The sequence below is a fragment of the Sphingobacterium sp. SGR-19 genome (assembly GCF_011043555.1).
Taxonomy (GTDB): Bacteria; Bacteroidota; Bacteroidia; order Sphingobacteriales; family Sphingobacteriaceae; genus Sphingobacterium.
In genome coordinates this window covers 146,716-172,721 of record NZ_JAAKGS010000007.1, presented here as the reverse complement: position 1 = coordinate 172,721, position 26,006 = coordinate 146,716, and the positions used below count along the sequence as shown (strand labels likewise).

Annotated in this window: 26 protein-coding genes; 20 read left to right on the top strand and 6 right to left on the bottom strand. The window is 40.2% G+C overall.

Features of this window, described 5'->3' with window-relative positions; all coding sequences use genetic code 11:
- Complete coding sequence (locus tag G5B43_RS14080; protein WP_165295437.1) at nt 1-372, bottom strand: BlaI/MecI/CopY family transcriptional regulator; 372 nt, start codon at nt 370-372, stop codon at nt 1-3.
- A gap of 200 nt (nt 373-572) precedes the next feature.
- On the opposite strand from G5B43_RS14080, the gene G5B43_RS14075 reads away from it, so the two are divergent.
- From G5B43_RS14075 to G5B43_RS14065, 3 genes are all read left to right on the top strand, one after another.
- A complete protein-coding gene (locus G5B43_RS14075) occupies nt 573-1,634 on the top strand; it encodes a sensor histidine kinase (RefSeq protein WP_165295436.1) in 1,062 nt (353 codons plus the stop codon).
- Nucleotides 1,615-2,370 carry a LytR/AlgR family response regulator transcription factor gene (locus G5B43_RS14070; protein ID WP_165295435.1) on the top strand — a complete coding sequence of 252 codons (756 nt, stop codon included), beginning with the start codon at nt 1,615-1,617 and terminating at the stop codon, nt 2,368-2,370. Before G5B43_RS14075 ends, G5B43_RS14070 begins: the two co-directional genes overlap by 20 nt.
- 141 nt (nt 2,371-2,511) lie before the next feature.
- A complete protein-coding gene (locus G5B43_RS14065) occupies nt 2,512-2,787 on the top strand; it encodes a hypothetical protein (RefSeq protein ID WP_165295434.1) in 276 nt (91 codons plus the stop codon).
- Nucleotides 2,788-2,796: 9 nt separating this feature from the next.
- Here the strand turns inward: G5B43_RS14065 and arfB are convergent, their stop codons facing one another.
- The gene (gene arfB, locus G5B43_RS14060) at nt 2,797-3,204 is read right to left on the bottom strand and encodes an alternative ribosome rescue aminoacyl-tRNA hydrolase ArfB (RefSeq protein ID WP_165295433.1); all 408 of its coding nucleotides are present in this window, start codon (nt 3,202-3,204) and stop codon (nt 2,797-2,799) included.
- 87 nt (nt 3,205-3,291) lie between these two features.
- Between arfB and bshA the strand changes: the two genes are divergently transcribed.
- The 6 genes from bshA to G5B43_RS14030 all read left to right on the top strand — a co-directional run bounded on the left by bshA (nt 3,292) and on the right by G5B43_RS14030 (nt 8,193).
- On the top strand, nt 3,292-4,425 hold the full coding sequence (gene bshA / locus G5B43_RS14055; RefSeq protein ID WP_165295432.1) for an N-acetyl-alpha-D-glucosaminyl L-malate synthase BshA: 1,134 nt from the start codon (nt 3,292-3,294) through the stop codon (nt 4,423-4,425).
- Between the two features lie 98 nt (nt 4,426-4,523).
- Nucleotides 4,524-5,228 (top strand): UMP kinase, encoded by a 705-nt coding sequence (pyrH, locus tag G5B43_RS14050; protein WP_165295431.1) that lies wholly within the window; start codon nt 4,524-4,526, stop codon nt 5,226-5,228.
- 27 nt (nt 5,229-5,255) lie between these two features.
- The gene (gene frr / locus G5B43_RS14045) at nt 5,256-5,819 is read left to right on the top strand and encodes a ribosome recycling factor (protein WP_165295430.1); all 564 of its coding nucleotides are present in this window, start codon (nt 5,256-5,258) and stop codon (nt 5,817-5,819) included.
- Nucleotides 5,820-5,930: 111 nt separating this feature from the next.
- On the top strand, nt 5,931-6,905 hold the full coding sequence (locus G5B43_RS14040) for a sugar phosphate isomerase/epimerase family protein (RefSeq protein ID WP_165295429.1): 975 nt from the start codon (nt 5,931-5,933) through the stop codon (nt 6,903-6,905).
- Between the two features lie 11 nt (nt 6,906-6,916).
- Complete coding sequence (locus tag G5B43_RS14035; RefSeq protein WP_165295428.1) at nt 6,917-7,420, top strand: SixA phosphatase family protein; 504 nt, start codon at nt 6,917-6,919, stop codon at nt 7,418-7,420.
- A 272-nt stretch (nt 7,421-7,692) separates the two neighbouring features.
- The gene (locus tag G5B43_RS14030; protein ID WP_165295427.1) at nt 7,693-8,193 is read left to right on the top strand and encodes a peptidylprolyl isomerase; all 501 of its coding nucleotides are present in this window, start codon (nt 7,693-7,695) and stop codon (nt 8,191-8,193) included.
- A 56-nt stretch (nt 8,194-8,249) separates the two neighbouring features.
- Here G5B43_RS14030 and mnmD read toward each other — a convergent pair whose 3' ends face one another.
- Entirely contained in the window at nt 8,250-8,924 is a 675-nt protein-coding gene (gene mnmD, locus G5B43_RS14025; RefSeq protein WP_165295426.1) for a tRNA (5-methylaminomethyl-2-thiouridine)(34)-methyltransferase MnmD, read from the bottom strand.
- A gap of 227 nt (nt 8,925-9,151) precedes the next feature.
- Here mnmD and G5B43_RS14020 point away from each other — a divergent pair, with 227 nt between their 5' ends.
- The 4 genes from G5B43_RS14020 to G5B43_RS14005 all read left to right on the top strand — a co-directional run bounded on the left by G5B43_RS14020 (nt 9,152) and on the right by G5B43_RS14005 (nt 14,636).
- On the top strand, nt 9,152-9,586 hold the full coding sequence (locus G5B43_RS14020; RefSeq protein ID WP_165295425.1) for a cytochrome c maturation protein CcmE: 435 nt from the start codon (nt 9,152-9,154) through the stop codon (nt 9,584-9,586).
- A gap of 76 nt (nt 9,587-9,662) precedes the next feature.
- Nucleotides 9,663-12,140, top strand: a complete 2,478-nt coding sequence (gene ccsA, locus G5B43_RS14015) for a cytochrome c biogenesis protein CcsA (protein ID WP_165295424.1) — start codon at nt 9,663-9,665, stop codon at nt 12,138-12,140.
- Entirely contained in the window at nt 12,140-12,910 is a 771-nt protein-coding gene (locus G5B43_RS14010; RefSeq protein ID WP_165295423.1) for a Rossmann-like and DUF2520 domain-containing protein, read from the top strand. The genes ccsA and G5B43_RS14010 overlap by 1 nt, the downstream gene beginning before the upstream one ends.
- 175 nt (nt 12,911-13,085) lie before the next feature.
- Nucleotides 13,086-14,636 carry an FMN-binding glutamate synthase family protein gene (locus G5B43_RS14005; protein ID WP_165295422.1) on the top strand — a complete coding sequence of 517 codons (1,551 nt, stop codon included), beginning with the start codon at nt 13,086-13,088 and terminating at the stop codon, nt 14,634-14,636.
- A 20-nt stretch (nt 14,637-14,656) separates the two neighbouring features.
- Here G5B43_RS14005 and G5B43_RS14000 read toward each other — a convergent pair whose 3' ends face one another.
- Complete coding sequence (locus G5B43_RS14000; protein WP_165295421.1) at nt 14,657-15,097, bottom strand: MarR family winged helix-turn-helix transcriptional regulator; 441 nt, start codon at nt 15,095-15,097, stop codon at nt 14,657-14,659.
- Nucleotides 15,098-15,216: 119 nt separating this feature from the next.
- Between G5B43_RS14000 and G5B43_RS13995 the strand changes: the two genes are divergently transcribed.
- Complete coding sequence (locus G5B43_RS13995) at nt 15,217-15,612, top strand: hypothetical protein (RefSeq protein WP_165295420.1); 396 nt, start codon at nt 15,217-15,219, stop codon at nt 15,610-15,612.
- On the opposite strand, the gene G5B43_RS13990 is transcribed toward G5B43_RS13995, so the two are convergent.
- Together G5B43_RS13990 and G5B43_RS13985 are read right to left on the bottom strand one after the other, a co-directional pair.
- Nucleotides 15,606-16,388, bottom strand: a complete 783-nt coding sequence (locus G5B43_RS13990) for an amidohydrolase (protein ID WP_165295522.1) — start codon at nt 16,386-16,388, stop codon at nt 15,606-15,608. The two genes, G5B43_RS13995 and G5B43_RS13990, sit on opposite strands and share 7 nt — an antisense overlap.
- Before the next feature lie 98 nt (nt 16,389-16,486).
- On the bottom strand, nt 16,487-17,464 hold the full coding sequence (locus tag G5B43_RS13985) for a polyprenyl synthetase family protein (RefSeq protein WP_165295419.1): 978 nt from the start codon (nt 17,462-17,464) through the stop codon (nt 16,487-16,489).
- 9 nt (nt 17,465-17,473) lie between these two features.
- Between G5B43_RS13985 and G5B43_RS13980 the strand changes: the two genes are divergently transcribed.
- The 6 genes from G5B43_RS13980 (at nt 17,474) to G5B43_RS13955 (ending at nt 25,994) form a co-directional block, all read left to right on the top strand.
- Nucleotides 17,474-18,700, top strand: coding sequence for a glycosyltransferase (locus G5B43_RS13980; RefSeq protein ID WP_165295418.1), 1,227 nt, complete (start codon nt 17,474-17,476; stop codon nt 18,698-18,700).
- Between the two features lie 14 nt (nt 18,701-18,714).
- Nucleotides 18,715-19,029, top strand: a complete 315-nt coding sequence (locus tag G5B43_RS13975; protein ID WP_165295521.1) for an iron-sulfur cluster assembly protein — start codon at nt 18,715-18,717, stop codon at nt 19,027-19,029.
- Between the two features lie 156 nt (nt 19,030-19,185).
- Nucleotides 19,186-20,439 (top strand): glycoside hydrolase family 88 protein, encoded by a 1,254-nt coding sequence (locus tag G5B43_RS13970; RefSeq protein WP_206367363.1) that lies wholly within the window; start codon nt 19,186-19,188, stop codon nt 20,437-20,439.
- 35 nt (nt 20,440-20,474) lie between these two features.
- Nucleotides 20,475-21,050, top strand: a complete 576-nt coding sequence (locus G5B43_RS13965; protein WP_165295416.1) for an RNA polymerase sigma factor — start codon at nt 20,475-20,477, stop codon at nt 21,048-21,050.
- Between the two features lie 83 nt (nt 21,051-21,133).
- Nucleotides 21,134-22,321 carry a FecR family protein gene (locus G5B43_RS13960; protein ID WP_165295415.1) on the top strand — a complete coding sequence of 396 codons (1,188 nt, stop codon included), beginning with the start codon at nt 21,134-21,136 and terminating at the stop codon, nt 22,319-22,321.
- A gap of 202 nt (nt 22,322-22,523) precedes the next feature.
- Nucleotides 22,524-25,994 (top strand): TonB-dependent receptor, encoded by a 3,471-nt coding sequence (locus tag G5B43_RS13955; protein ID WP_165295414.1) that lies wholly within the window; start codon nt 22,524-22,526, stop codon nt 25,992-25,994.
- The last annotated feature ends 12 nt before the right edge of the window (nt 25,995-26,006 follow it).

Genomic DNA, 26,006 nt, shown 5'->3' with positions numbered 1-26,006 from the left:
TTATTTTTTGTTCCGTTGGATGATTTGCATGATCTCATCCAATTCCTTTACATCCACTTTCTTCTCTTCCAAGAAAAAAGATAGCATACTCGTTGTGGAATTATCAAAATAATTCTGCAAGAGTTTTCCGGTAATTAACTTCTTATATTCTTCTTTGCTAATCTTAGGCAAGTAGCGGTGGCTTTTGCCAAAAGACTCATGTTCTACGAAACCCTTGGTTTCCAGAATACGAATAATAGTAGATACTGTATTATAAGCCGGCTTCGGATCTGGCAATCGGGCTATGATTTCTTTCACGAATCCTCCTCCCATGTTCCATAGTTCCTGCATGATCTGTTCCTCCGCCTTTGTAAGTTCTTTTATTTCGTCCATAACTCTATTTATTAAAAAGACAATATTGCCTGCAATCGATTGTAAAAACAAATATAAAACTAATTTTTTAGTTATACAACTAATTCTTTAGTTTTATAGAAATAGCGGTATAACCTTCTGTATTCAGCTAATCATCTCGTTGTGACATCAGCTGCAATAAAAATATTCCATTATCTTTGTCATCTGTAAAAGTATTATTCATGGGTTTCATACGTAACCGGCATCGTTATCCGCTAAAGTGCTGGATCCAACGTAGCGTGGTATTTTCGCTTTGTATCGTATCAATATCGATTATCGACTCGATGCTATATCAGGATCAGGCCCATTTTTGGTTGAACACGTGCGCAGGATTTGGAGCTTTTTTTGGGATTATAGTGAGCAATCTCGCACTGAACGTACATTTTGATGTCAAAGACCCCATTAAGTCCCCGTTTAAGGTAAAAATCCTAAGTTTTGCTCTCACCTTTGTTATATCATTAGCGTTAGTGGTCTTTTTCTTTCACTTGGACATGTTGACACCCCAAGAACGAAAAATCATCACGGGCTCTGTCTTTAACCTCTTTCTTCTCGCAGGCTTCAGAGCCGCTATCTTGAATTTCATCGTCTTGCTCTGGCTATATTTTTTGATGACGGATTACTTTAAAAACCAGCTGGAACTAGAAAGATCAAAATTAGATAAACTAAAAGAACGCGCTGTTAATCAAATGTTACGCCAACAAGTTCAACCTCATTTTTTGTTTAATGCGCTTTCTAGTTTGAAATCGCTCATCAAAAAGGATAGTGCTAAAGCAGAATCTTATTTATTACAGCTTTCGGATTATTTACGTGGAAGCTTCATGACCTCAGAGGATGGTTTAGCAACTGTCCAGCAGGAACTCAAACTTTGCGAAGATTATCTTTCCATGCAGAAGCTTCGGTTTAACGAAGCGATACAGTTTGATATTCAGGTATCAGAAAATGTCCAACACGATTTACTTCCTATTTTTTCCTTACAACCGTTGGTTGATAACGCCTTGAAACATAATTTTTATACAATCGAGCATCCATTATCTATTACTATTCGTGAACAAGCAGGATGGATAGTCGTAAGCAACAATGTATGCCTACGAAAACCCTCGATGGGAGACAATAATAATTATGGCCTGAATAACCTCAGAGAACGATTCAGTTATTATCTTCAGGACAGTGTAATTATTCACGAAAACGAAAGTACATTTGAAGTTCGGCTTAAACTTATTCAACATGAGAACCATCATCATTGAAGACGAGGACTTGACAGCTGAAGATTTGTGTTCGACGTTAAAACGTTTAGAACCGAATACGCAACTCTGTGCCCGTTTGACAAGTGTACGGGAGGCGATAACCTATTTTAAAACCGATCCGCCAGTTGATCTCATTTTCAGCGACATCCAACTTGGAGATGGCGAGTCTTTCGACATTTTCAAGACAATTCCACCGAAGGCTCCTATTGTGTTTTGCACAGCTTATAACCAATATATGATGGAAGCTTTCCAACATTTTGGATTAGATTACATTTTAAAGCCGTTTTCTGACGAAAGCATTCATAAAACTTTAGAAAAATACCGTCTCTTACGGCAAGCGTTTAATAAGACTACGCTTGACATGGTACACTCGGTAAACGAAGGCAAAATAGCCGACAGGACCAAGAAGTCCCTGATTGTAATCCATGGCGATAAAATCATTCCCGTTCAAATATCCGATATTGCCCTTTGTTATATTGAATTCGACAATGTTTTCGTCAAAACACATGGTGGCAAGGAGTACCTGATCAATAAGTCTTTAGAAGAGATGGAATATTTACTGGGCGACGGTTTTTTCCGGGTAAACCGCCAGCATATCTTAAATCGCGACGCAATTGCTTTCGCAAATCTCGGTCTATCACGTAAACTAGCTATCAATTTACATGTAGACCATCCTATCAAGATTTCGGTAAGTAAAGAAAAATATCATGCTTTTATACAATGGTTGGAGGGATAATCTACGATGGGACTATATAAAGAGATGTTTCACCGAAAAGATTGACGGTTCAACCGATATTTTGTCCGCTTCGACCGATTTTTTATAAAAGTCTTGTTACATTTCATGCATATTTGTTCTAAAACAAATAATAGTCTACTGATGAACAAGTATGTATTGATTTTTAAAACCTCTATTCAAACAATTTTAGAGCGTTCACACCTCATTGCGAAACTTTACCAAGTATCAAAGGACATCAAATTTGCGACAGTTGATCTGGACGATGAGGATTTTATATTACGCATTGAATCTACTCAACGTAATGAAGATTTCATTTCCAGATTCCTACACTTAGAGGGACATAAAGTGGCGTTTTTGGCCGCCTTTGAAAAAGATGAACAAGGACGACCTTTGGCTGTAAGCCATTTTCGGGAATAGGAGTTACTATTAATCGAAATTGAATTTCTTTCTACGATTCTGTTTCTTTTGGGATTGCTTTTTCTTTCGATCTAATCGATCCAGAATTTGAGACTTAGGAATTTTTGTCGCTACCCGTTTCTTCTCCTTTTTTAGCGCTTGATAAAGGAGATCAAAGAAACGTGCCGTGACAATCTCCTTATTCTTCACTTGGCTTCTTTCGGTCGAAGCCTCCATTTGCAACAGACCGTCTTTATTCAATCGGTTGGCTAATTTTTGACGAACACGTGCTTTCTCGTCTTCAGTTAAGATCTCCGATTCGCTAACATTCCAAACAAGCGTTACTTTCGATTCCACTTTGTTTACGTGCTGACCTCCTGCCCCTCCCGAACGGGAAGTTCTATACACTAGTTCTTTTTTTAACGATTCGTTGTCCATAATTTAAATCTAAGCATTTAAGATAATTATTGCAAAGCAATTATAAAACCATCCTTATCTTTGCGCTATATCTTTACATATCATCTAATGAAAATAGGCATTGTATGTTATCCAACCTTCGGAGGCAGCGGCGTGGTAGCGACAGAACTTGGCAAAGCTCTTGCCTCTAACGGACACGAGATTCATTTTATCACCTACTCTCAACCCGCTCGGTTAGATTTCTTTTCCGAAAACCTCTACTATCACGAAGTTGCCGTTGCTCAGTATCCACTATTTGACTTTTCTCCTTATGAATCTGCTTTGGCAAGTAAATTAGTAGATGTCGTCAGATTCGAAAAACTGGATTTATTGCATGTACACTATGCGATTCCACATGCATCTGTTGCCTATTTGGCAAAGCAAATATTGTCCACCTATGGTATTCGTATTCCAGTGGTGACTACATTGCATGGAACCGACATTACGTTGGTCGGAAAAGATAAAAGTTTTAATCCCGTGGTTACATTTTCAATAAACCATTCCGATGGAGTGACAGCTGTTTCGGAAAATTTGCGTGAACAAACATTAGAATCCTTCGAGATTACCCGAGATGTACGTGTGATTCCTAACTTTATCGATTTCTCTCGTTTCCACAACAAGAATAGGGAACATTTTAAACGTGCTATAGCGCCCGAGAATGAGCGGATCATCATTCATACTTCCAACTTCCGAAAAGTTAAAAATACGCAAGACGTTATCCGTATTTTCCAAAAAGTTAATGATGTCATACCGAGCAAACTTTTGATGGTTGGCGATGGTCCCGAACGACGGAACACGGAAGAATTAGCGCGTCAGCTAGAAGTTAGCCAAAATGTCCGCTTTTTAGGGAAACAAGAGGCCATTGAGGAAATATTATCTGTTTCAGATTTATTCTTAATGCCCTCCTCTTCGGAAAGTTTTGGTCTAGCAGCTTTGGAAGCAATGGCATGTCACGTGCCAGTTATTTCCTCTAACACCGGAGGGTTGCCGGAATTGAATGTTCATAGTGTGAGCGGATTCTTAAGCAATATTGGTGATATCGATGATATGGCCAAGAATGCCATCCACATCCTGGAAGACTGTAACCGATTACAAGTTTTCAAAGATGCTGCCTTCGCCAGAGCAAAAGAATTTGATTTAAGCAAAATCCTCCCTCTTTACGAATCTTATTATAACGAGGTTCTGGAAGGAATGAAACTCTAAAAGACCGATTTACTGTAATGAAAAAAGGGTAATATAATCGTGGTAGGCTAGAAAAAAAGTTTTATCTTTGGCTTTTGGAAATATTCCAAAAAACGATCATGAAATATAAACGTATCCTACTCAAACTCAGCGGAGAAGCCTTAATGGGCGAACAAAGTTATGGCATTGATATCAATCGGGTGATGCAATATGCGAACGACATTAAAGAAATTCATAGCCAAGGCTTAGAAATTGCCATTGTTATCGGTGGAGGTAATATCCACCGGGGATTAAGTGCAGAAAAAGCTGGAATGGATCGGGTACAGGCTGACTATATGGGCATGTTGGCAACCGTCATAAACAGCATGGCCCTACAAGATGCATTAGAAAAAGTCGGTTTAAAAACGCGTTTGCTGACAGCAATTAAAATGGAACAGATTTGTGAACCTTTTATTCGTAGACGTGCTGTGCGACACCTTGAAAAGGGACGAATCGTTATTTTCGGTGCAGGTACAGGTAACCCCTATTTTACGACCGATACGGCAGCGTCTTTACGCGCCATCGAAATCAATGCAGATGCTGTGCTTAAAGGCACGCGTGTAGATGGTATATATACAGCTGATCCGGAAAAAGATCCATCTGCTCAACGTTATGACAAGATTTCTTTCCACGAGGTTTATCAGAAAGGATTAAATGTAATGGATATGACGGCATTTACATTGTGCCAAGAAAACAACCTTCCTATCATTGTTTTCGATATGAATAAGCCCGGGAATCTAAAGAAACTGGCCAATGGAGACCATATTGGTACAGTGGTTAGTTAATTATTACAAAAGAAACACAATAAAGATATGAATGAACTGATATCCTTAGAATTAGACGACTGTAAAGAGAATATGGGCAAGGCCGTATCCCATACGGAATCTGAACTGACTAAAATCAGGGCGGGCAAGGCTTCTCCCGCTATGCTGGATGGAATCTCGATAGACTATTACGGCAGTATGACGCCTCTTTCCCAAGTAAGTAATATCAATACTACTGATGCTAGAACTATTGTAATCCAACCTTGGGAAAAGAATTTAATCAGTACCATTGAAAAAGCTATTGTAGATTCGAATATCGGATTAAATCCGCAGAACGATGGTGCTATTATCCGTTTAGCGGTACCTCCGTTGACAGAAGAACGCCGTCGTGACTTGGTCAAAAAAGTAAAAGAGGAAGCTGAAAAAGGTCGCGTGGCTATACGGAATATCCGTAAAGACGCGAATGAATCCATTAAAAAACTAAAAGGTGAAGGTATTTCAGAAGATGAAATAAAAGTGGGAGAAGGCGAAGTACAGAAGCTAACAGACTCTTTTATCGCTAAGGTCGACCAGCTTGCTGAACTGAAAGAAAAAGATATAATGACTGTTTAGATTTATATCCTCTAAGCTAAAACAAAAAGGATTCTATTTTTTTAGAATCCTTTTTTCGTATTTTTTACCTAACTTTCATCTTGGATTACCGATTTTTAAAGAAATTAAAGTATGCAAAGTAATAGAAGAAGATTTTTAATGCAGGCAAGTTTAGGTTTATCTGCCGCTTTTTTAAGTCCATACTTATTCTCATGTCAAGGTGATAAATCAGGAAATAGTCCTTTTCATAATTTAGGCCTTCAGCTATATTCCATTCGCGATTTAGTGAGTGAAGATCCTATAAAAACAATAAGTACCGTTGCTAAAATAGGATATAAACATATCGAAACCTTTGGTGTAGATACTAGTACCGAAACCTATTGGAATATCTCTATTTCAGAATTGAAAAAGGTATTGGACGACAATAACCTCAAAACGCACAGCGGTCACTATGACATGTCCAAATACCTCAATAGGCAACTCACAGCGCATGAAAATATTGAAAAATACATAGAAATTGCTCATCAATTAGGACAATCTTATATTATCGCTCCTGTCACACCTATGGATGACCTCAATAACTTAAAAGTAGAGGATTATCAATATGCGGCCGATCAGCTTAACAAAGCGGGCGAGATGGCTAAAAAAGCAGGGATTAAAATCGGTTATCACAATCACTTCTGGGAATTACGGCAATTTGGCAACGGTACAAAAGGATTGGATATACTCATCGCTTTTACCGAACCGGAATTAGTTGATTTTGAACTAGATCTTTTCTGGATAGAAAAGGCAGGATTTAGCCCTCAATCTTATTTCGAAAAATACCCTGGACGCTTCCCACTATGGCACATCAAGGATATGGATAGGCAGTTTACACAACCTGTTGTAGGTGAGAAGTATAATAAAGCGGATTTTACAGATATCATGAAGGAAGTGAAATTTGCCGAAGTCGGAACAGGTGCGATAGATTTTATTAAAATTGCCGCTGAAGCAGATAAATCAGGGTTAAAATATGCATTTGTGGAGCAAGATGAAATCTATATGCCAAATAAGTTCGAAAGCATAAAGAAAAGCTACGACTATGTTAAGAAGCATATAGCAAAATAAAGAGGATGAATATGGAAATGAAATCGCTTTATATCGTTCGACATGCAAAGGCTGAGCTACCTACTTTTGGTGAAAATGACTTCAACAGAGATTTGCTTCCAAAAGGAACGCACCGTGCTGCACTTATTGCTCAGAAACTACAAGCCCAGTTGCCAGCTACACATGAAAAAACGCTGGTTATTTCGTCAACTGCTAACCGCGCAATGCAAACGGCAAAGATTTTTTGCGATATCTTAGGTTACCCCGTTGAACGCATTGTGTGGGAGCCAAAAGTTTACGAAGCGCATTATCTTTTTCTAATGAAACTTTTAAACGATGTATCGGCATCTTATAATTATGTTTTACTCTTTGGCCATAATCCCGGAGTTTCCGATCTTGTTGGGTACGTCACTGACCGTTTTGCGAATCTTAAAACAGCCCACGCAGCCTATTTGGAACTGGAAGAAGGGATAGATTATTCGTTATTGTCGGCAAATACAGCATCATTAAAAAACATAATTACAGAAAATTCGTAGGTGTAACACGAGCGTGTATACCATACGCCCCTACGAATCACGGGTCACGAACAATGAGAAACTCATGTCATGAAGCGCGAACATTATATTCCAAATAAAATAACCTTAGGAGGAACAAAAAGTAAACTACCGTTGTTAAAAGATAAAGCGGGTATGGAATCAAAATCCTACCTTTGTAAGAATAGGACATGTAGTTTGCCTCAAAACTCGGTGGCTGCATTACTAACATTAATACATAATAACAGGGATTCGTCCCAAATAAATTAAACAAAATGGCAATAGAAAACAACAATGTCGTTGCATTGAATTACAAGCTTCACACCGTGGAAGCAAACGGAGAGAAAGCATTTGTAGAAGAAACCACAACTGAAAATCCTTTGACCTTTCTATATGGGGTAGGCATGATGTTACCCAAATTTGAAGAAAATATTGCTGAATTAAATATCGGCGACAAGACTTCATTTACCTTAGAGCCAAATGACGCATACGGTGAAAAAGACGACCGCGCAATAGCACAGCTACCTGCTGATATGTTTAAAGAAACAGGTCTTCCTCCGGTTGGTGAGGTTTTACCTTTACAAGATAATGAGGGCAATCAGTTCCGCGCAGTAGTTGTTGAGGTTACGCCAGAAGCGGTAATAGCCGATTTGAACCATCCTATGGCAGGTAAGACGCTGAACTTTGATGTCGAGATTTTAGCTGTGCGCCCCGCTACCGAAGAGGAATTGGCACATGGTCACGCACATGGCATCGACGGCGAGTCAGGCCATTAATTACTTCGAAGTTCGTAACTCGTGATTTGTTATTAGTGACGAATCACGAGTCACGATTACGAAACTTTTACAGCCCTCAACATTTCTCGTTTGCCGGGAGCACCCGGCGCCTTCTCAATAGCAAATCCTAAAGCTTTCATCGTGCGTTTCAAATTTCCAGTGATGGCGTAAGTGACAAATACTCCTCCCGGTCGTAAAAAGGAACAGATGTGCGTTAAGGTCTCCGCCGCCCACATCTCAGGTTGGTGTACAGCAGCAAAAGCATCGAAATAGATAATATCAAATTTTCGTGCATCCCCGGTTTGGAAATCCAATGCCTTTTCATGTGCGATGAACAAGTGAACGGAGTCTGTTAAAGCAACCCCTTGTGTCTGTGCTTTTTTATAATTATGTTGAAAGCTCGACCAGATTTTTTGCTTTACAAAATTTTCATATCCAGTTTTTAATATGATCTCTTCATCAAGGGGATACGCCTCAATACCAACGTATCGCAATTTTACACCCTGACTATCAGCATAATCGGATGTCAACAGAAAATTTAACCCAGTACCAAACCCCACTTCCAACACGGCAACCTCATTTTTGTTCTCCTTTCGTAGGAAAAACTCAAGTCCCGACCGTAAAAAAACATGCTGACTTTCTTTTAATGCGCCATGTTTCGAGTGATAATGCTCTCCGACTTCAGGATGATATAAAGTAGACGATCCGTCGCCCGTTGTGACAAATTGCATGATGTTGTTTGTTTTCGCAAAAATATTATAAAAAACGGAATACTTGCGTAGAACAATTCTAAATAGTTTACAAAATTTGTCAAATTCCTATCTTGCAAAAGCATTTTGTAATTTTGTATTTCATATGTAAATAAATTGATTTTCAAAGGCCATATGGAATATCCAGATAATATTCATCAGTGTCTATTTTTTATAATCGTGGATATTTCATTTAGAGATAGCGCAATATGAAGAAAAGTTCCATCATATTAATTGTTATCATCGCTATAGCGATTGCGATGATTGTTGTTATTTATACAGATTCGAGCACATATTCTACTTTTACGGAAGCAAGAGAGAAAAAAACAGAGCTATATGTCGTTGGTGTACTGAATAAAGAGAAGGATTTACATTACGACCCCGTTAAGGACGCCAATCATTTTTCATTCTATATGTATGACAACGATAGTACAGAATGTCAAGTTGTATTCAGGGGTTCTAAGCCGCAAGATATCGAACGATCGGAACAAATCGTATTGACTGGTAAGATGGAGGGCAATGTGTTCCACGCCAGTAAGATATTGATGAAATGTCCATCAAAATATAATGAAGATGAGGTAGAAGTCATCGAAACAAGTGTAGCGCCTGTAACGGCATTTTTAGGCATAGAAAAGCCTTATTAGTTATTTGTTAAGCCCTATAAACTGCTTCAACGGTTGATGGAGCAGCTTTTAGATAATTTTTATTTTACTTTAAATAATGGACGTTAACTACGTTGGAGAGCACCTTTTACCGGGAAAAATCGGACAGTTTTTTGTAATTCTTTCTTTCGGTGCAGCCCTTTTTTCTCTTATCAGCTACTTCTTTGCTACACGTGAACCCGAAGTTAAATCTTGGAAAACACTTGGTAGAATTGGATTTTGGCTCAATTTGATATCCGTTGTTGCTATCGGAACCATTCTGTTTTATCTCATCTACAACCATTATTTTGAATACCATTATGTTTGGGCGCATTCTTCAAAGTCGCTTCCTACACACTATATTATTTCTTCTTTTTGGGAAGGGCAGGAAGGAAGTTTCTGGCTCTGGATGTTCTGGCAAGTAGTATTAGGCATTATTCTCGTGTTTAAGGCTAAAAACTGGGAAGCACCGGTTATGACATTCGTTATGCTGTGTCAAGTATTCTTAGGTTCTATGCTAATTGGCGTTGAAGTATTCGGTTCTCGCATCGGTAGCTCACCATTTATCTTGCTGCGAGATGCCATGCAAGGCCCTGTCTTTAGCCGGCCGGATTACTTAAATATGATCGGAGACGGACGCGGACTAAATCCACTATTGCAAAACTATTGGATGGTAATCCACCCTCCTACCTTATTTCTCGGCTTTGCTTCTATGATTGTTCCTTTTGCATATGCGGCGTCCGGCCTTTGGCTTAAACGTTATAAAGACTGGATGAAACCTGGTTTGCCATGGGCACTTTTTGCTGTTATGATTTTGGGCGCAGGGATTATCATGGGATCTTTCTGGGCGTATGAAGCACTGAATTTCGGTGGTTTTTGGGCGTGGGATCCGGTAGAAAATGTATCGATTATTCCTTGGCTGACACTTATCGCCGCTGTCCATGTGATGCTTGCCTATCGTAATTCCGGACATGGTTTCTTTACCGCCACGTTCTTAACGATGATCAGTTTTGTACTCGTCATATATGCTTCCTATCTCACCAGAAGCGGAATATTAGGGGAAACTTCAGTCCACTCGTTTACGAGCTTAGGGATGTCTGGCCAACTCATTATTTTCAATCTTACTTTTTTGGTATTGATGATTGTGATGCTTATCTGGCGGAACAAAGAAATGCCATCTTCTAAACAAGAAGAAGACATTTACTCGCGTGAATTTTGGATGTTTATTGGAGGCCTAGTGCTTACTGTGGCATGTATACAGATGATAGCGACCACTTCTATCCCCGTATTTAACACGTTGTTTGGTACAAAAGTCGCCCCTCCTGTTGATCCGATTCCACACTATAATAAATGGCAGGGTGCATTTGCGGTGGTCATCATGCTCGTGACAGCGTTTACACAGTTTTTAAAATACAAAAAAACCAATCCGAAAAAATTCTGGGTATCTACTTTTGCGTCTTTTCTATTTGCAGCTATACTCAGTGCTATAATCGTCTATTTCACAAAGACATACACCAATGTAATGTATATCTTGCTGACGTTGACCTGTATATTCTGCCTACTGGCGAATTTGCGTGTTTTGGGCGATGCTTTGAAAGGTAAATGGCGGTTGGCCGGTTCTGCTGTTGCGCATATCGGGTTCGCTCTTCTACTTTTGGGAGCCCTCATTGCAGCGGCAACCAACGAAGTTATCTCCATCAACGAAAGCCGTTATATCCAAGTACAGAACTTTGGTCAGGAAGGCGACAAATTTTCAGATCCCGGTGAAAATCTGTTCTTAACAGAGGGTGAACCAAAACAAATGGGCGACTACCGGATCACCTATGTAGGTGACAGCGTCGCCCCTCCTAACGTGTATTACAAAATATTATATGAACGTATTGACGAAGAGACAGGAAATATAAGAGAATCTTTTATGCTGCGCCCGTTTGCACAACATAACCCCGAAATGGGGGGGCTAATTGGTACGCCCGATACCCGCCATTACCTTACACACGATATTTACACCTTGATCACCGCAGCGGCTGCGGAATCACAAGTACAAGCAGAAAATATTCCTTCGGAAGAGCAAACGGGATATGAAGATTATGATGAACCTGCGACTTATCAGGTTAGCATTGGTGATACGCTTCGATATAGAAATGGTTTTTATGTGATTGAAGGGATCAATAGAGAAGCCACATTAAATAATATCCCTAAAGGAGAAGGTGATATTATTGTAGGGCTCAAGATTAAAGTTGTTGCATCCGACGAAAAGGAATATAATGTAGAACCAATTTTCTTGATTAAGGATGGGCACAGCTACGATTTTAATAAGGATGTTACGGAACAAGGACTCCGTTTCCGTTTCACCAATATTTTACCAAAGGAGGATAAATTGGAAATCATGCTATATCAAAAACCGTTGCCAGAGAAAAAATGGGTTGTCTTTAAAGCGATTAAGTTCCCTTATATCAATTTCTTTTGGGCCGGTACCATTATCATGACCATTGGTTTCATCATGGCTATCTATCGTCGCCTAAAAGATGCAAAGATATCTAAACAAAATCCTGCATAATGACTGTTGTAATCCTTGGAAGCGGAAATGTTGCTACTCATATGGGAAAAGCATTTCATACCCTTGGACACCAGATTTTACAGGTGTATAGCAGAAATAAGGCCAATGCGATTGCATTAGCTTCTGTTGTAAACGCCGAAGGGGTAGATACAATCGAAGATATCTCCGATAAGGCTGATTTATATTTTATTGCTGTCGCGGATCAAGCCATACAATGCATAGTCAACCAACTTTCTAAAAATCTCGAAGGAGTAGTAGTACATGCTTCAGGAGCAACTGACATCAATATTTTAATGAATTTTCCTTTACACGGTGTTATTTATCCCGTTCAAAGCCTCCGTAAAGATGTCCCCGCGTTATTAGAAAACATTCCTTTTGGAATAGAGGGCAGTGATACCAAAACAACAGACCACCTTCTTGAGTTGATGCACAATATCTCCGCGAAATCATTCTTATGTGATAGTAAACAGCGTCTTGCATTACATACAGCGGCGATATTTGCCAATAATTTCAGTAATGTGCTTTTCCAAATAGCCTATGATATTCTCAAAGAACAAAATTTGTCGTTTGATTTACTAAAGCCCATTATTCTGGAAACGGCACAAAAAGTACAAAAACAGATTCCAAAAGACGTGCAAACGGGTCCTGCTGAACGAGGTGATACGGAAACGATCCAAAAGCATTTACAATTTCTTATGAAAACCCCGCATTGGCTTAAAATATATCAACAACTAACCGACGAAATAACCAGAAACAAATACGAACACTAAAAATATTACCAAACAAGTAAATCTTTCGCAAACCTGCTTCTTTTTTCGCTTTCATCCAATAACTTCCTAATTTTGCATGCAACCGTTAGATCACGATAATTCATGGCTCGCAGTTTGCTAGTCATAAGGTATTTATCAAGGTAGCTACGGAACGTAAAATATATCATATAAAGTTATGGCAGTTAGAAAACTCATTCTATTAACGATAGTTGTCATCAATCTCGTCATTCTCTCTTTTGGCATCATTTTCACGCCACGTTGGTTTTGGTTACTCATCATTCCCTTTCCATTGATGATGCTGGCTTTTTATAATAGCTATCAAAGCAAACACGCAATTTTACGTAATTATCCTATTTTAGGTTATTTTCGGTTTTTCTTTGAAAGCATCCGCCCCGAGATGCGACAATATTTTTGGGAATCCGATACAGACGGCCGTCCGTTTAACCGCAGACAACGTTCTATCGTTTATCAACGTTCTAAAAATGAACGCGAGACAGTGGCCTTCGGAATGCAATCTGATCCACAAGCCATAGGAAATGAGTGGGTTGCCCATTCTGTATTTCCTTGTCATATCGAAAACCACGATTTACGGACAACCGTTGGCAACCATTTCTGTAAACACCCTTATAGCCTAAGTGTGTTTAATATTTCCGCAATGAGTTATGGTGCACTAAGTAAAACAGCGATCACTGCTCTTAATAAAGGAGCAGCGTTACAAAATTTTGCACATAATACGGGAGAAGGAGGCATCAGCCCTTATCACGTTAGTGGGGCAGATTTGATTTGGCAAATTGGTACTGGATATTTCGGTTGCCGTAACGAAATGGGTATGTTCGACCGTGAGTTGTACGCAGAAAAAGCAACACGTCCATATGTAAAGATGATCGAACTAAAGTTGTCACAGGGAGCAAAGCCTGGCCATGGAGGAATATTACCCGCAGCAAAAAACACGCCCGAAGTAGCTGCTATCCGCCACGTGATTCCTGGGACAGATGTAATGTCACCTCCAGCACATAGTGCTTTTAACTCTCCTGAAGGTATGATACAATTCATACAACAACTGCGCGAACTATCAGGCTACAAACCGGTAGGTTTTAAATTGTGCGTAGGCGACAAGCAAGAGTTTATTGACATCTGTCATGCGATGTTGACTACACAAATATTTCCAGACTTTATTTCTGTCGATGGTTCGGAGGGAGGAACGGGAGCCGCACCATTGGAATTTACGGACAATTTAGGTATGCCTTTATACGACGCCCTGTCTTTTGTTACGACTACCCTTATCAAATTCGGTTTAAAGAAACATATAAAATTAATCGTTTCTGGCCGCATTGTTACCGGCTTTGACCTATTGAAAGTAATTGCTTTAGGTGCAGATGCCTGCTATAGCGCAAGAGGAATGATGTTTGCGTTAGGTTGTATCCAGGCATTAAAATGCAACGAAGATGTTTGCCCTGTCGGCGTTGCTACTCAACGTCCGCATTTATACAAAGCACTTGATGTAGAAGATAAATATATACGGGTGGCGCAGTTTCATCGTAACACCTTGCGTGCTACGGTAGAAATTATGGAAGCTTGTGGATTCAAAAAATTAGACGACGTTTCCGCAGATAAATTTTTCCGAAAAGTTGATAGCGTAACCACTTTAAGTTTTCAAGAAATTTACTTTAAAGACACCGGTAAGCTGGTCAATAGTCATAGTGCTTTTGAACCTCAAGAGTTATAATTTATTTTTCGTATAACGAATTAAGACAAATTACTATATAAAACGTCCAGTGTGTTACGCGCTCTTACCATGTCTTCTCTAGCTACGCCCTCCAAAGCCTGATTGATTGTTTTTTTTGCTTGGCGCAAACAAGTTTCTTTCATTTGTCGGCCTTGTTTTGTCAAAAAAATGAGATTTGTACGTTTATCATCCTTATCGTTAACACGAATTACTAATTTCAGTTTTTCTAAATTATTAATTAAGCGGGATACACTCGGCTTATCACGAAAGGTCAGACAGGCGAGTTCCTGTTGGGTCCGTCCTTCTTCAATCCATAAATAATATAGAAGAGACCATTGTTCTGAGGTTATACTTACTCCCTCTTCTTTTAGATTTCGTTGCAGCCGTCTTCCCAACGCCGCATAGGCTTTTCCTGTCAGAAAAGAAAAAAAATCGTCCGTATCTTCAAAATTGCCATTCATATTGGATAAAATTAGGATTAGAATAATTGTATATACAAACAAACCAAAAAACTAAATACGATGCAAATAAAATCCAATATTTCATCATTTTTTTTCAAATTTTAATTAAATTTACTCCTATGGAGAACTTTTTGCCTGCATTGTTGATTATAGGGGGTGTGATTTATAAGATCTATTCTGAATATCAGAAAGAGCAAGAGAAAGCACGCCGACGTATGCCGCAGACCCCTCCCCTGCCAACACATCCCATACAATCCGAGCCGCAACCACAACGTACCGTTATCGAACCGACGATGTCGATTCCTATTCCGGTTGCTCCGAAAAAAACCGAGCAGATGCGCGATACACCACTAGAAGTGAGGAAAATAAAGGAAGAGAGGTTGATTGATGTAACTCGTGTGAAGAAGATCTCCCCCAAAGTCGCACCCGAAATAGAAGAAAAAGACGATGTAATACCTTTTGACTTACGGGAAGCCGTTATCCAATCGGCGATATTGAATAGGCCTTATCAATAGTTTTCTATTGAAAAATTATCTGCATCTGCTAAGAATGGAAACTGTTCTCGGGCTTTAATCAAATCAGCGGGATTTAAAGTAAAAGTATATAAATCTTCGTCTTCGGGTTTATAGTAGACAACATCTCCATTGGGGGAGATACACATCGAGCCTCCTGAATAGTAGATTTCATTGCCGTCATATCCTACACGGTTTACACCGATTACGTAAGCCTGATTTTCAATAGCGCGAGCGGGAATAAGCGCTCGCCAATGTGCAGACCGTTTATCTGGCCAGCAAGCGGTGTAGACTAGCAGATCATAAGAGTTCCCTAAATTCCGAGACCAAACGGGGAATCGCAAATCATAACATATCATAGGACACACCCGCCAACCTTTGAGATTTAAAATAATACGGGAGTTTCCGGGAGTAAACACTTTATTTTCTTCAGCCATTCCAAATAAATGGCGTTTGTCATAATGTACGAAGCTACCATCTGGCGACATCCACACAAAACGGTTATAATAATGACCATTTTCTTCGATAATTAGCGTCCCTGCAACAACGCAGTTATAAGCTTTGGCGTGGTCATACATCCAATGCATCGTCGGGCCATCCATCTTCTCTGCACACTTTTCAACATTAACTGTAAAACCGGTATTAAACATTTCTGGCAACAAAATGAGGTCTGTTTTTTCCTTCAATGCGGATAGACGCAATGATAAATTATTTAAATTTTTCTCTACGTTCTCCCAGAATAAGTATGCTTGAAATATCGTTATTTTAACCGGTTCCATATCTGCCATGCGCAACTTAATATTTTATATTTTATGATATTGATGTTTTGACAATTTACTAAAAAATTAGAGTTTTATCAATTTTTAACCGCAAAAGGTTACTGCACCCGATGCATTAGCGCATCCGCAAGGGAAAAAAGGGCTTGCTTTTTTTCTGTTCCCACTTGAATCTCCGTTAGCTTTTCGTAAGCAATAGTCGTAAATTTTTCTTTCTGATATATAGCTAACGTCTGAATATCATATTTAGCGTATAAGCCCATCATTTTCTCTACTTTTTCCGGTTCGCTATCGATATTCTGTCTAAGCAAATATTCCAATTCTTCTTGATCTGTCGAAGAAATAAGTTCTTGCAGTTTTACAAAAAGAATTGTCTTTTTATTCGAAAGTATATCACCGCCTATCTGCTTACCAAAACTTTGGGGATCTCCATATACATCCAATATATCGTCTTGCAATTGGAAAGCAATTCCTAAGTTTACGCCAAAGTCGTAAAGCAGTGCTTGTGATCGTTCATCTGCCCCCGCGACAATAGCACCCATTTGCAAGGCACAACCAAGCAATACAGATGTTTTCAGCCGTATCATCTCGATATACGCTGTTTCACTTACTTGTGCACGTTCTTCAAAATCCATATCGTACTGCTGTCCTTCACAAACCTCTAATGACGTGGCGTTGAAAAGATGCAGCAACGCGGGGATCTTGTCTATGGGACATTTCGCTAGTTCTTGGTACGCTTTAATCAACAGTGCATCACCCGACAGTATAGCTACATTATCGTTCCATTTTTGATGTACAGTAGGCTCACCTCTCCGTAAAGGAGCGACATCCATGATATCATCGTGAATTAAAGAAAAATTATGAAAAAACTCAATGGCAGCACTTGCAGGCAACGCTTGTTTTATAGCCGAATCATCAAAAAGCTCCGCACCCATTAAGACCAGTAAGGGCCGTATCCGCTTACCTGACAACGAAAGTATATAGCGAATCGGATCATATAAATATTGGGGGACCGAAGGAAAATCTATTTTTTCTAAATAACTCTGAAAAGCTTTTGCGTGTACTAACTCTTGGAACATAGCTAAAAAATGATATGCGAAGATAAGGATAAAATAGGGAAATACTATCTTTGTGAAAACCCGATGCCTATGCGTATTTTCGTCATACACAATTTTTATCAGCATGCAGGAGGCGAAGATGCTGTCTTCTATAAAGAAGTAGAGATCCTTTCGACAGAACACAAAGTAAAGACATTTACATGCAGAAATCAAAAAGGGATAAAAGGGATATGCCAGTTTATGAGCTATCCTATTAACCTCGGTATGAGCAAAAAAATCAAGCAGTCTATCGTTGATTTTAAACCAGATATTGTACATATTCACAATCTCCATTATGCTATAGGCCCCTGGTGTATCCGCAGTATATATAAACTGGGGATTCCCATCGTCATGACATTGCACAATTTTCGTTTATTATGTCCTTCAGCAAGTTTGTTTTATCAGGGGGAGATATTTACCCAAAGTATACGGCAGAATTTTCCCTGGACAGCCGTTCGTATGCGCGTATTAAACGATTCGTTTGCAAAAACTTTCTTGACAGCTTTTACCTATTGGGTACATCGAAAATTGGGTACGTGGAACAAGGTATCAAAATTCATCGTCCTTTCTGACTTTGCAAAATCGCTTTTCCTAGAATCTACCTTGTCCGTAGCAGAAGATAAATTTGTTGTCCGGCCAAACAGTGTAGACATGACGCCAAAGCGAACTATAGGCGGTGAGGGCTTTGTATATATTGGAAGGCTGTCGGAAGAAAAAGGCATTGTTCCCTTGTTAAGTGCATTTAAACACCTCCCCTTCTCCTTGGCTGTCTACGGTTCGGGGCCACAACAGGATATTATTGAACACTTTGCCGATAAATTCAAACATATCCGTTACTTCGGACATCAACCATCGGAAGTATTACGTACTGCTATAAACGACGCCGAGGCTTTGATTGTTCCATCGGTGTGCTATGAGGGAATGCCTTTGACTATTATTGAAGCATACGCACAAGGAACTCCAGTATTAGCGAGCAATATTGGCATCTTAAACAAAATGGTACTACCTTTGTATACGGGGATGCATTTTAATCCCTATGATAAAGAGGATATAGGGCGAATAGTGACCAAATGGATCAATCTCAATGAAACAACTAAACAACAAATTCGAGAAAACTGTATCATAGAGTACAAGAAGCACTATACCGTCCAAAAGAATATAGCTAAATTGATTTCTATATACAAAGAAGCAACCCAACAAGAAGGAGGAAAACCATGAGCAATATTATCATTATGGACAAGCTAAACCTGGCGACAGCGATACAGGAACAACTGGAAACAATATATGACCCCGAGCTTAAACCGGCAAATATCGTCGACTTAGGATTGGTATATGAGATTATAACGAAAGAAGATGGCATCGCGAAGATTGTCATGACACTAACCGCTCCGGGATGTCCTGTTGCAGGAGACATTATGGAAGAAGTGCGAAGAAAGGTAGCTGGTATTCCCGGTGTTAAGGAAGCCCTTGTAGAACTTACGTTCGACCCACCTTGGACAAAAGACATGATGACTGAGGAAGCGAAACTAGAGTTAGGATTTCTATAGCTAAATGAAGATTCAAACAGCGGAAACACATCGATTGTAAAAGGAAATTATGCCTAAGTAAGAAAAAAATAAAAAAATATGGGATTTTCTTTCTGATAAGGGTCTTTATTAAATGGAAGCTATTGCACTCCATAGCACATTTATAATATGAAGACTATGAACAAATTCTTTTATCTTAGTTGTTTGTTGTTGATCATCACAGCGATGTCTTGTGATTCTCGACAAAACAACGGGACCTTAATAGAAAGAAGCTTTAATAAGGCAATACCACTTTATGACAATTTATTAAAAACTACCGCAGATAACCTAGAAGATTATCCACACTCCCTCCATCCCGACGGATCTATAAAATATCTACAGATTGATGAATGGACAGGCGGGTTTTGGCCGGGTATTTTGTGGTATATGTATGAATATACCGAAGACGAAAAATGGAAAATAGAAGCCATCAGATGGACGGAATCTCTAACATCGAATCAATATAATACAGCGCATCACGACATAGGCTTCATGATGTACTGTAGTTATGGTAATGCCATCAGGTTTCTAGATGCCCCAAGCTATAAAGAAATTTTAGTACAGTCTGCCAAGTCACTCTGCCAACGCTACAATGAACAGGTGGGTAGCATCCAATCTTGGAATACACGAAAATCAAAAGGAGATATCAATATTTGGGAATTTCCAGTCATTATGGACAATATGATGAATTTGGAGTTATTATTCTATGCCAGCAAGGTTACGAAAGATTCCTCCTTTAGAGACATCGCGATTAGCCACGCGTTGCAAACGCTGGCCCATCATGTCCGTCCAGACTATAGTTCGTTTCATGTTGTCAATTACGATCCCATCACAGGAAAAGTGCTACATAAGCAAACTTTACAGGGCTTTTCGGATAATTCTACATGGGCACGCGGACAAGCATGGGGTATTTATGGTTTTACCATGGTGTACCGCGAAACTGGGGATAAAAGGTTTTTAAGTACAGCAGTAGGTATGGCAGATTTCTTTTTAGACCACCCCAATCTTCCAGATGACAAGATTCCTTATTGGGATTTTAATGTTGGAGAGGAAGGGTATCACCCGGATTGGGATTATCACCAAGAAATGGAAGTACCACGTGATGCCTCTGCTGCGGCCATCACAGCTTCTGCGCTGTTAGAGCTATGTGAATATGCCGATGCTGGAAAGCGGGATAAATATAAAAATGCCGCACATGAAATATTATCTACATTAGCCTCAGAACCATACTTGAATGCCGAACAATCGAACCCTTACTATCTCCTCAAACACAGTACCGGTAACTTTCCTAGTAAAAACGAGGTTGATGTACCCTTAATTTATGCCGATTATTACTTTTTAGAAGCACTGCATCGATTTAGACAACAAAAAGATCATACACATAGTGAGTAAAAAAGATAGCATATGATTTAACAATAGTGTTGACCATGTTTAAACCTCAAGGAGAAAAAGATAACGATAAAATACTCGTCGAAAAGCTACGGGGAGGCGATTCACGGGCTTTTGATGCTATTTATCAAAAGTATTGGAGCTTGATTTATACGGCCGCGTATAAGCGTTCGGACGATGAAAATGTGGCCCGTGATATTGTCCAGGATATATTCTTGCAGTTATGGTTACGTAAGGAAGAAATGTTTATTAGTAATCTCAGTGCATATCTCTACACCGCAGTACGTAATAGGGTCTTCAAGCACATGGCTGTTTCTGGGCGATTTGTGCCTATACCAGAACTTTTAGACCAACTGGCGGTAGCAGATAATCAAGCCGATGCGATTATCCTAAAAAAGGAATTTATCGTGCATTATGAATCACTCATTGCTAAACTGACAAAAGCACAGCAACAAATCTTTAAATTAAGATTTCACGAAGATTTATCGACCATCCAAATTGCAGAACGGTTGGCCATCAAACGCAAAACGGTACAGAACCAACTGGGAAAGAGCATAGCTCAGTTGCGTGATATGCTGTATGCCGTACTGATCTTCTTGCTACTGAAACTTTGATAAAAATCAAAAATGCATGGGAGTTTTGGAAGATCAGCGGTCTTATATAGATAAAGAGGGCTTGTCCTCTAATTAAAATAAAAATGGAAAAAGAAACGTTTTTGAAAATTCTAGACAAGTATAACAACGGAAAGGCGTCCGATGAAGAAATGCAATTCCTCTGTGCTTACTATCAACTTTTTGAGCTAAAGGAAGATGTATTTAAGCGCGTCGATAGCGAAGCCAAAAAGAGATTGGGCGATGCCATTAAGCTAGACATTGACAAAAAGTTGGAAGAAAAGGAGAATCCTTCCCACCCGATATTGACAAGAAGCAACCGAAAGATAAATTATAAATTAGTTATAGCTGCATTATTGGCTGTTGTGATCGGTATCGGTGCGTTTTGGCTCATCGGAAGACAAGAACATGATATCGCAGAACAAAAAAAGGTTAACCAAGAGCCAGCATCTATGCTTATCACGCCGGGAAAAGACGACGCTATACTTGTCTTAGCAGATGGAACATCCATTGTACTAAATGATGTACAAAAGGGTATGGTCTCCGAGCAGAAAGGGGTGCAGATTGAAAAAACGGCAGACGGCGAATTGCAATATCGCGCCGTAGAAGGAAGTGCACCAGTGGAAAATACCATTGCCACCCCTAAAGGTGGTCAATACCGATTGGTATTGGCAGACGGAACAAAAGTTTGGCTAAATGCGGCAAGTTCACTGCGTTTTCCAACGTCGTTCTCCGCTCATGAACGTGCTGTACACCTGAACGGAGAAGCTTATTTTGAAGTGATGAAGGGTGACAAACCGTTCAAGGTAATATCGGATAACCAAGTTGTCGAAGTCTTGGGTACACATTTTAATATCAACACGTATAAAGAAGAGACAACGTGTAAGACCACCTTGGTGGAGGGTTCCGTACGTATAACCAAATTGGCAGAAGGGACCCAGGAGCTGTCGCATACGAGTAAAGTTCTACGTCCCGGACAGCAAGCAATTTTATCTTCTTTAGGCGATAAAATCATCGTCGAAGCGGTGGACACAGAGGAATTTATAGCGTGGAAAGAGGGGTATTTTAAGTTTGAAAAAGCGAATATCCAAACGATTATGCGGCAGGTGGCACGCTGGTATAATGTGGAGGTAGAATACCGAGGTGCAGTAAGCAACGATCTGTTTGTGGGGGAAATAAACCGCTCAGAAGATATTGAAGAAATGCTGCGAGTATTGAGATTAGGAAAAATAAACGCTTTCATAGAAGGAAGAAAGGTGATTATTTCCAACTAGACAGCCTATACAATGAATATAAACCTAACATTGATAACATATGAAAAGATAAACGTCAGACAATAATTTATGAAAGCAGTACGAGAATGCTGGATAAAAAACTGACCGTGTTCGCACCACGGTCAGAAGAAATGTTCGGCTAATCATACGAGCGATATACTGTGTGTATTCAACTATCTGTTAACCCAAACATTACAAAAATATGAATTTAAATGTTTTTGGTGAAATCCGACAATATTTCGGATATGGCCTCCTCAAGTTATTCGTAGTTATGAAACTAACCATACTATTAATTATCGTTTGTTGTTTCGGTGTCAGCGCAAATACGTTTTCGCAAACTATCACCTTACAAGCCAAGAATAAGCCATTGGAAGATGTTCTGAAGGCAATCGGTAAACAGAGTAAGCATTTTTTCTTTTACAAATATGACGACGTAAAAGAAGCTCCTCCTGTCACGGTCAATTTAAACAACGCGACATTGGAAGAAGCCCTTCGTGCATGCCTAAAAAACCAGCCGTTTGCGTACGAGGTTGATAACAAAACCATCGTCATCAATAAGAAAGTAGTGCCTGCAGCACGAACTATACAGCAGCAATCATCTGTAGGCGGCCGGGTACTTGACGAATCGGGACAACCATTAGCCGGTGCGACGGTTAGGATTAAAGGGACCAACAATGCGACAGTCTCCGATGGAGACGGCAACTTTACATTACATGATATCCCTACAGGAGCGATTTTAGAAATTGTCTATACAGGCTATAAAAATCAAGAGATTGTCCTTGCCGGACGAACACAAATACAGACCACACTTTCGTTGGATAACCAAAGCTTAAATGAAGTAGTGGTCGTCGGATATGGTACACAGCAGCGAAAAGATATCACAGGAGCCATTAGCTCTTTAGCGGCAGAAAAAATAGAAAAACAGGTTGTGGTATCGCTGGATAATGCGATGGCAGGTCAACTGGCAGGCGTTCAGGTCAGTCAGGCTACAGGAGCTCCGGGAGGCGGTTCATCCGTACGTATAAGAGGTGCGGGTTCTCTTAGTGCGGGAAACGATCCCTTGTATGTGATAGATGGTTTTCCGGTAACGAATGACTATAACCAGACAAACAATCCACTAAACACAATCAACCCGACCGACATCGAGAACATCCAGGTTTTAAAAGATGCTTCAGCGACCGCTATTTATGGTTCACGCGGATCTAACGGTGTTGTACTCATCACCACCAAATCGGGAAAAGCCGGCGTTTCCAGAATGGATTTTTCACTCAACTCTGGTGTACAAAACGTAGAACGGTATCTGGATTTACTTAACGCCAGCGAATACGCACGATATGTCAACGAAGCACGTAACAATGCCTGGGTAAATTCCGGAGCAGGAAGATCGGCTTCTGATCCCAATTCCGACCGGATCAATAATGTGATGTATCTATTGCCGGAAATGACGAATGATCCTGATGCTTTGGGAAAAGGGACGGATTGGCAACGTGAAATATTTCGCTCTGCTATGATGCACAATTACCAGCTGAATTTCTCGGGCGGAAACGAGAAGACAAAATATTTCATTTCCGGCGGCTATCTATCGCAGGATGGAATTATCCTAAATTCTGGAATGGACAGGTATTCCTTCCGTATCAATATCGAATCAAAAATACACGACCGAGTGAGAATCGGGGCAAATCTAACACCTTCTTATACCTACAATAACTTGGTCAATGCCGAGGGAAATTGGCAAGTGGGCGGAATTGTACAGTCGGCCATAACAGCTGCTCCATTCTTGACACCTTATGACGCCTATGGTGATTACACCAAAATCACCGGTTTGGGCATTGGTACGAGTGAAGTGGATAACCCGGTAAAACTTGCAAAAGAATCGTATTATAAGCAAGGAACACTACGTTTGCTGGGGACTACTTTTGCCGAAGTCGATATCGTCGATGGGCTTCGCTTTAAGACCTTATTAGGAACAGATTTCCGAAATTTCAGAGAAAACCAGTTTAGTCCGTCTATCGTTAACCCCAATAGCGTGAACGCCGTTAAGGTGCCTACAGCAACAGCTATTACAAACGAAACCAAAAATTGGTTAGCGGAATTTACCTTGAATTATACTAAAAAGATTGACAAGCACAGCCTGGATGCCCTATTGGGGTATACTGCGCAAAAGGAGTATATCGACTACAGCAGCATGGCTGGGACAAACTATGCCAATGACCACATCAAAACGATCAATGCGGCGGGATTGATTACCAATGCGGTGACGACACAGGAAGAATGGGCGTTACTATCCTATCTCGCCCGTATTAACTACAGTTACAACGACCGGTATCTATTGACGGCCACGATGCGAAAAGACGGTTCTTCCCGTTTCGGAGCAAACAATAAATGGGGTTCCTTCCCTTCCGTTTCTGTGGGATGGCGTCTATCCGAAGAAGCCTTCTTACAAAATGTGAATTGGTTAGATGACCTTCGTTTACGGGCAAGTTATGGCGCGACGGGAAATAATTTTATCAGTAACTACGGTCACATCGGACTGACTGGGATAGAGAATTACGTCTTTGGTGGCGGAAGCGGCACGTTGATAAATGGTACACGTTTAGCCAACATCCCCAATAGTTTGTTGGGTTGGGAGAAAAACCATCAGTTGGATGTTGGGTTAGAGGCATCGGTAATGAGTAACAGATTATCTCTTACCATCGATTATTATAATAAGAAAACATCCGATCTCTTGTTGAATGTGCCTATTCCCACCTTGACAGGCTACGGGAATGCCTTGCAAAATATTGGCGAGATACAGAATAAAGGATTAGAATTTACGGTATTAACCCGAAATATGGTCAATGCGTTTAAATGGACGACTGATTTTAACCTCTCCACCAATAAGGTCGAGGTGCTACGATTAGGGCCTGACGGGTCGCCTATTATTTCCAGGCAAGTGACTTCGGCCAATGCGCCAACCCACATTACACGTCTTGGGGATGAGCCGGGTAGCTTTTATGGCTATGAGGTAATCGGTATTTACCAAAACGAAGCAGACGTTGCCAACAACCCGTCGATTGAAGGGGAATCCAAACCCGGCCGGCTCAAGTTTGCCGACATTGATGGAGATGGACGTATCACCAGTGCCGACAGAACGATCCTCGGGAGTCCATTTCCGGATTTCACCTATGGTATGACCAATACATTTTCGTATAAAAATGTCGATTTCTCGTTTACCTTACAAGGTGTTCAAGGATTTGAAGTATTAAATATGGCTAGGCGGTATTATGGCAATTATGCGGGTTCCTATAATGTATTACGCAGTGCGTCTCAAGGATGGCGTTCTGAACAAGAGCCGGGCAACGGTATGTCGCCGATGGTTGATCGCAATTTCGGAGCATTTCCCGGAAGTAACTTGGTGAACAATGTAACTTCTCTATTTGTGGAAGACGGCTCGTATTTGCGCCTGCGCAACATCACCTTGGGCTACGCGCTACCAGTAGGATGGGTACAGAAAGCTGGATTATCCCAGGCACGACTTAGTTTTACCGTGCAGAATGCGTATACCTGGACAAATTATGAGGGGTATAATCCCGAAGTGAGTATCCAGGGTGGAAGCACATTGGTTCCCGGTGTCGATGCCGGCGGTTATCCGCTGGCACGGACGTTTATGTTTGGTTTAAATGTTGGATTTTAAATACCTGAATGA